5 protein-coding genes and 1 pseudogene are annotated in these 6,680 nt (G+C 69.2%); 2 read left to right on the top strand and 4 right to left on the bottom strand.

Features of this window, described 5'->3' with window-relative positions; translation table 11 throughout:
- A pseudogene (locus tag AB7F12_RS12790) lies at positions 1–126 on the top strand (IS630 family transposase); the annotation flags it as partial.
- On the opposite strand, the gene AB7F12_RS12785 reads toward AB7F12_RS12790, so the two are convergent.
- The 4 genes from AB7F12_RS12785 to AB7F12_RS12770 all read right to left on the bottom strand — a co-directional run bounded on the left by AB7F12_RS12785 (position 123) and on the right by AB7F12_RS12770 (position 4,586).
- On the bottom strand, positions 123–1,100 hold the full coding sequence (locus AB7F12_RS12785; RefSeq protein WP_428517932.1) for a phosphotransferase family protein: 978 nt from the start codon (positions 1,098–1,100) through the stop codon (positions 123–125). The pseudogene AB7F12_RS12790 and the gene AB7F12_RS12785 overlap by 4 nt on opposite strands.
- Positions 1,101–1,165: 65 nt before the next feature.
- Positions 1,166–1,939 (bottom strand): SDR family NAD(P)-dependent oxidoreductase, encoded by a 774-nt coding sequence (locus tag AB7F12_RS12780; RefSeq protein WP_428502428.1) that lies wholly within the window; start codon positions 1,937–1,939, stop codon positions 1,166–1,168.
- Positions 1,940–1,997: 58 nt separating this feature from the next.
- Entirely contained in the window at positions 1,998–3,182 is a 1,185-nt protein-coding gene (locus tag AB7F12_RS12775; protein ID WP_428502429.1) for an acyl-CoA dehydrogenase family protein, read from the bottom strand.
- A 279-nt stretch (positions 3,183–3,461) separates the two neighbouring features.
- Complete coding sequence (locus tag AB7F12_RS12770; RefSeq protein WP_428502430.1) at positions 3,462–4,586, bottom strand: acyl-CoA dehydrogenase family protein; 1,125 nt, start codon at positions 4,584–4,586, stop codon at positions 3,462–3,464.
- A gap of 332 nt (positions 4,587–4,918) precedes the next feature.
- On the opposite strand from AB7F12_RS12770, the gene AB7F12_RS12765 reads away from it, so the two are divergent.
- Complete coding sequence (locus tag AB7F12_RS12765; protein ID WP_428502431.1) at positions 4,919–6,115, top strand: acyl-CoA dehydrogenase family protein; 1,197 nt, start codon at positions 4,919–4,921, stop codon at positions 6,113–6,115.
- Positions 6,116–6,680: the final 565 nt, after the last annotated feature.

Below are 6,680 nucleotides of genomic sequence, written 5' to 3'. Positions count from 1 at the left end.
GACATCCGAGCCTGGATCGCGACCTGGAACGACAATCCCCGCCCCTACGTCTGGACCAAGACCGCTGACGACATCCTCGCCAGCATCGCCCGATACTGCACCAAGATTAACGACTCACGACACTAGCTGTCGATGAGGGTGCGGGCGCGGTCGAACAGTGTCACCGCAAGATCGTGCAGTCGCGCGCCGATGTCGACAGGCCCCTGGCCGGCGTCCGCCCGCGCCTTCGACCCCTCCAGCAGGACTCCCAGTCGGTAGCAGGCCACGACCCGGTACCACGGGAGATCCGTCAGGTCTCTGCCGAGGACGTCGGCGTAACGCTCGATGATCTCGGCAGCGGTGGGAAGGTGCTCGAGCCGGCGCCGGGGCGCCACCGCGTCGCGTCCGTCCGGCCAGGTCGCCAGCAGGTGCGCCAGGTCGAGCAGGGGGTCGCCGATGGTCGCGAGCTCCCAGTCGACGATCGCCGCCACCTGCAGGCGCGCGGGGTCGAAGACGAGATTGTCGATGTGGAAGTCCCCGTGCACCACGCCCGGCCGGAAGGACGACGGGCAGTTCGCAGCGAGCCACGATCCGATGCGGTCCACGTCGCCCAGCGAATCCACGCCGCGGTAACCCGGGAGCTGGGAGTAGGAGTGGAGCTGGGCACGCCATCTCGGCGCCAACCGGGCCACCCAACCCTCCGGTTTCCCGAGGTCCGACAGCGCAGCCGGGACGCCGATCCTCGCCAGTGCCGCAAGGCTGTCGACGACCGCCAGGCCCAGAGATTCACCGCCATGCCTCGCGTTGGCCGCTCCTGCGAGCGCACGGTCGGCGTCGACTCCGGGCACCCGCGCCATCAGCAGGAACGCGGCGCCGAAGACCTCCACGTCCGAGCAGGCGCCGATGAACCGCGGGTGCGGGACGTCACTCGAGCTCAAGCCGGCCAGGACGCGCGCTTCACGCAGGATCGACCGGTCGCTGTCCGAGCGGCTGTGCCACGACGGTCGGCGGAGCACGAACTCTCGATCCCCCTGCTGCAGGTGCAGGAGTACGTTCTGCGAACCGCCGGTCAGCCTCCTGATGAGCACGACCGGTCCCGACCCGAGTCCGGCGTCATGCATCCAGGTGGCGAGCAGCTGGAGCCTGGCGCGGATCTCCGCTTCCGATGGGGAGCCGTTGCGGGCCATCACCCGCCGCCCAGCGCGCCGTAGATGCCACCGTCCACGTCGAGCACCGCGCCGCTGGTGAAGCTCGACGCGTCGCTGAGCAGATAGACCACCGTTCCGACGATCTCGTCGGCGGCCGCGCCCCTCTTCAACGCGATCCCGCGACGCGCCGCGTCGCGGAACTCGTCCGTGTGGAACCAGCCCGCGGAGGCGTCCGTGTCCGTCGGCCCCAGACCGATCGCGTTGACGCGCACCTCAGGTCCGTACTCGATGGCGAGAGCCATGGTCAACGTGTTCAGTCCGGCTTTGGCGGCGCCGTAGATCGGGGCGAGGGTCCCGGGAGCTCGCGCGGAACCGCTGGAGATGTTGACGATGACCCCTGCGCCGGCGCGCTTCATCCGGTCGCCCACGAGACAGGCCAGACGGAAGGGCCCCTTCAGGTTGACCGCGACGGTCGCATCGAACAGCGGCTCCGAGATGTCGATCATTCGCGGCGCTACCGGGGCCTTGCCCGCGTTGTTCACGAGGCCGTCGATGGTGCCGAACTCGTCGTAGGAACGGCGCACCAGCTCTTCGACCTGTTCCCAGCGCCCGACGTGGCACGGCACGGCTATGGCCCGGACGCCGAAGCGTCGCGCTTCCGCGGCAACCGCCTCGCATGCCCCGGCCGTCCGGCTCGAGACGACGACGTTGGCGCCGGCTGCGGCCAGGCCGAACACGAACGCACGACCGAGCCCTCGCGTGCCCCCCGTGATGATCACGTTCTTGCCCTCGACGGAGAACCGTCCGTCCACTGCACCAGCCATCACAAGTACTCGCTCCCTGTCGCTCGACCGCCGGAGGTCCTCGCTGCTAGCGGGCGAAGTCCCAGCCCGGACCGCCCCCGGCGTACGCCTTCAGGAGCAGCCGCCCCACCCGGTCGATGTGCGCCTCGTCCGGGCCGTCCGCGATGCGGAGCTCGCGACCACCCATGCGGGACAGAGGGTTCTCATCGAAGAGGCCGTAGGCACCGTGGATCTGCACCGCTCTGTCGACGACGCGCCCGACCATGCGCGTGCACTCGACCTTGATCGCGCTCAGCTCCACTCGGGCCTGCTCGCCCCGGTCGAGCTTCTCCGCCGCGTCGAGGACCATCAGCCGACACGCCTGGATCTCCTGGTACGACCGGTAGGCAGCGAGACGGGTGAGCTGCTTGTCCGCGAGGGGCCGGCCCGACAGGATGCGCGCGTTCGCGCGGGCGCACATCATGTCGAACGCCCGTTGCGCCATACCCAGGGTGCGCATGCAGTGGTAGATGCGGCCCGGTCCGAGCCGCTCCTGCGACTGGACGAAGCCCTCACCGCGCTCACCCAGGATGTGGTCGGCCGGGATCCTGCAGTCGTCGAGCTCGATCTCCCAGTGGTCGCTCAGCGCGTGGTCGGTGATGACCTCGCGGACCAACCTGAGCCCCGGGGTGCCCATGGGCACGAGGAACATGCTGAACCGGCGGTGCGCCGCTGCGGACTCGTCCTCCGACCTGGCCATCACGATCACATACCTGGACCAGTTCAGCAGGCTGATGCACCACTTGCGCCCGTTGAGGACCCACTCGTCCCCCTCGAGCGCCGCCCGCGTCGCGAGCTGGGTCGGATCACTGCTCGCGACATCGGGCTCGGTCACCGCGAACGCGACCTCGAACTCGCCTGCAACCAGGCCGGGCAGGAGTCGCTGCTTCCACTCGGGACCGGCCCGCAGCTCGAGGAGCTTCGCCGTCTGCAGCGTCGCCGTTCCCAGCGCGAAGTTGGCTACTTCCGAGCGCCCGACGACCTCGCAGATGAAGCTGTAGTCGACGAACGAGAGCCCGCCGCCGCCGTACTCCACGGGATGCCCCAACGCCCAGAGGCCGCGTTCCTTCGCCTTCTCCGCGAGCCCGCGCATGAGGTCTGTCGGGCCCGCCGGGAGCCTCTGGAACGCCGCCTCCGTGGGATAGCACTCGTCCTCGACGAAACGCAGCACCTTCGTGCGCAGGTCGCGGACCGACTCGGGCACTTCGAACATGGACGGTCTCCTCGGGAACTGACTGCGCGCACGATCGCCCCTCAGCAGTGGCCGCGCCGCGTTCCGCGGCCGCGGACAGAGCGATCGCCGCTGTCACCGGCGATACCCCGGACCGGGGTGGACGCGTGCCGACCACCACCTCGGTTCCGGCACCGGGGGAACCTGGCCGATCAGCGCGAGCTGCGTGTGTTCTGGTCGCGGAAACGCCGTCGTCCCTCGGAAACGGACGGCGGCCGCAGGGGTGTGAGGCCGGCGAGCTCGTCCCGTCGGCCGGCGCGGTCAGGCGCCCTGCTCCGCATCCAGCATCGCGGCAAGCCGCGCTCGGTGCCCTGTCGCGTCACCGAAGAGGAGCTGGTTGGACTTGGCCCGACGGAAGTACAGGTGCGCCGGGTGTTCCCAGGTGAACCCGATACCGCCGTGGATCTGGATGTTCTCGGTCGTGCAGGTGAAGTACGCATCGCCACTGAGGGCCTTCGCCATCGCCGCCGCCTTGGGCAGGTCGTCCGGCTTCGCCACCGCTACGTCCTGCCCCGACAGCATCAGCGAGCGGGCCAGCTCGAGTTGCGTGAGCATGTCTGCGCACTTGTGCTTGATCGCCTGGAACGACCCGATCGGCCGCCCGAACTGTTCGCGGAGCTTCGCGTACTCGACGGACATGTCGAGCACGCGCTGCGCTCCGCCGACGTTCTCTGCCGAGAGCGCCACCAGGGCGAGGTCCCGGACTGCGCACAGGTGGTCCCGCGCATCCCCCGGTCGACCGATCAGGGTCGCGGGCGCCGCGTCGAGTTCCACGCGGGCGAGCCGGCGGGTCTGGTCGAGCGTGGTCAGCCGCCGCGACGTCAGTTCCGCCGACGCGCTGTCCACCGCGAACAGCGACAGCCCTTCGGGGGTGTCGGCGAGGACGAACACGAGGTCGGCGGTATGCCCGTCGAGCACGTAGTTCTTGACGCCGCGTACGCGCCACTGGTCCCCGACCTGCTCGGCGACCGTCGTGGTCCGCTCGAGATCCCAGTCGCCGTCGTCGTCGACGAAGGCAAGCGTGGCACGGAGGTTGCCGGAGACGAGGTCGGGCAGCCAGCGCGCCTTCGCGTCGGCGTCGCCGCTCAGCTGCAGTGCCGTGGTGGCCAGCACGACGGAGGACAGGTACGGCGCCGGCAGGAGCGCCCGGCCCATCTCCTCCATGACCGCGCAGATCTCGCCGAAGCCGCCACCTGCGCCGCCGTACTCTTCCTCGACCGCAAGTCCGAGCAGGCCGATGTCGGCCATCGTCCGCCAGACACCCTCATCGAATCCGGCGTCCGTCTCCATGAGCCGGCGCACCTGCTCCTCCGGCGAGCGGTCGCTCAAGAGGTCACGGACGACGGACCGGAGCTGCTCCTGCTCCTCCGTGAATACGAGAGCCACGGCGGGGTCAGCAGGAGCCGGCGAAAGGGACGGCCTGACCGAGCTGTCGATCCAGGGTCGCACTGATGCGGTCCCCGGAACCGACCACCACAGACTGCACTCGCGCCTCGCCGTCCACTAGCTCTCCTCAGGTCGCTGGGGTGGGCGCTCGCACGGCCACCGCGTATTTATCTCACCAGGTTCAGCTTCTGACAAGGGTGTCCCGATCTCTCGCCGCGACGACTCCCGCCCGGAGCAGGAACAACTCGCCGACGGCTTGATAACCAGGTGCACTTCCTGTACGGAGTCAGTAGGCGCCGCACGAGCGGCTCACGACTGAAGGACCGTGACGTATGGGCTCCTCCGACATCGCCGCCGAACTCAACGCGTGGCTCGACGAGAACTGGTCCGACGAGCTGACCGTTCGACAGTGGTGGCGACTCCTGGCCGAGGCCGGCTGGGCGTTCCCGACCTGGCCGGCAGGTTACGGCGGACGTGCCGAGTCATCGGCGGTGGCGCTGCTGGTTCAGGACGTCCTTCTGCGGCGGCAGCTGATCGGACCCCCGCACGGGATCGCCGTCACCATGCTCGCGCCTACCGTTCTGCGGCACGGCACCCTGGAGCAGAAGCAGAACATCCTCCCGAGAATCGTCCGCGGCGAGCTCACGTCGTGCCAGCTCTTCAGCGAGCCCGGCGCCGGGTCCGACCTCGCCGGACTGCAGACCTCGGCGAGGCTGGTGGACGGCGAGTGGGTGGTCAACGGTCAGAAGGTGTGGAACTCCCACGCTCATGACAGTGATCTCGGCATGCTCCTCGCCCGCACCAACCCCACCGCCCCCAAGCACGACGGGATCAGCTTCTTGCTGATCCCGATGGTCCAGGCCGGGGTCGACGTGCGACCGCTGCGGCAGATGAACGACGAGGTCGAGTTCAACGAGGTGTTCCTCACCGACGCGCACGTGCCCCGGGACAACGTCCTCGGAGAGGTCGACGCCGGCTGGCGGGTCACCCAGACCACGCTGGGTTCCGAACGCTCGGCGTTGCCCGCGCGAGCACTCACACCGCCGGCAGGAGAGCGCCCCGGCTGGCTCGACCGAGTGGCCTGCGAGGTCTACCGGGAGCTCCAGGCCACTGGCTCGAAGGCCAAGGAGCTCTACCCCCGCAGCGGGAATGCGGCCCGCCGGCTGGCACAACAGGTGGGCAAGTGGGACGACCAGGTCGTACGTGACCGGGTCATGCAGCTCCACGTACTCAGCGAGGCGAACCGGGCACTCACGAGACGCCTGGGCGTCACCCGGATCGCGGGTGCCCCGAGCATCGTCAAGCTCGCTGCGGCCGACCTCGCCCGCAACGCCCGTGACATCGATCTGGACATCCTGGGTTCAGCCGCACTCCTGTCCGGACCGGACGCGGCCATGGGCGGCGAGATCGAGCTCATGGCGCTGTCGGCGCACAAGGTCTCCATCGGCGGGGGGACCGACCAGATCCAGAAGAACATCCTCAGCGAGCGCGTGCTGGGGCTGCCCAAGGAGAAGCGCGACCGGGCGTGAGGACGTAGCGCGATGACGTGCGACACCCCGCTCTGCCGGCAGAGGAGCCTGCTCTGACAGTTCGACGAGCCTCCGCAGAACCCGGGGCGGGACGGCTCCGGTGGCAGACCGCCGCGCCGATGACCCGGTGGCCTCGTAGGTCCACCTCGACGCCCGGAGCGGTCTGCTGCGGCCGGGCGGCCGTGGTCACCCCGCGGAGCCCGCACCTGGCGCTGTCCGGCAGGACGACAGGCAGAGCTCGTCGAGCAGGAACGTGCGCCCGACCGCCCGAGGCAGGTGGCGGAGTTGCGCGCTGCCGAGGTAGCCGGAGCCTTCTCAGAAGATGTTGAAAGAGTAGTTGTATTTCTAGGTCTAGACGGTTAGCTTTTTTGCACTCCGTGAGAACTCGGTCACAAGGGCCTCGACGGCACGGAGCGGAGCAGAACGGGCGGAGCATTCGCAGCGGCACGTCCGTGCGACGACCGAGCCGATGGGGCCGCGTCCACCCCGAGTGGTCGGCCGCACTCGGCGCCCAGCTCTGAAGATCACTCGACAGGAGAACCGATGAGACACGGGTACCGGCGGC

It is taken from the genome of Pseudonocardia sp., from assembly GCF_050250275.1.
Lineage (GTDB): Bacteria > Actinomycetota > Actinomycetes > Mycobacteriales > Pseudonocardiaceae > Pseudonocardia.
The sequence above is the reverse complement of the archived record's forward strand: the minus strand, read 5'-3'. Positions and strand labels throughout refer to the sequence as shown.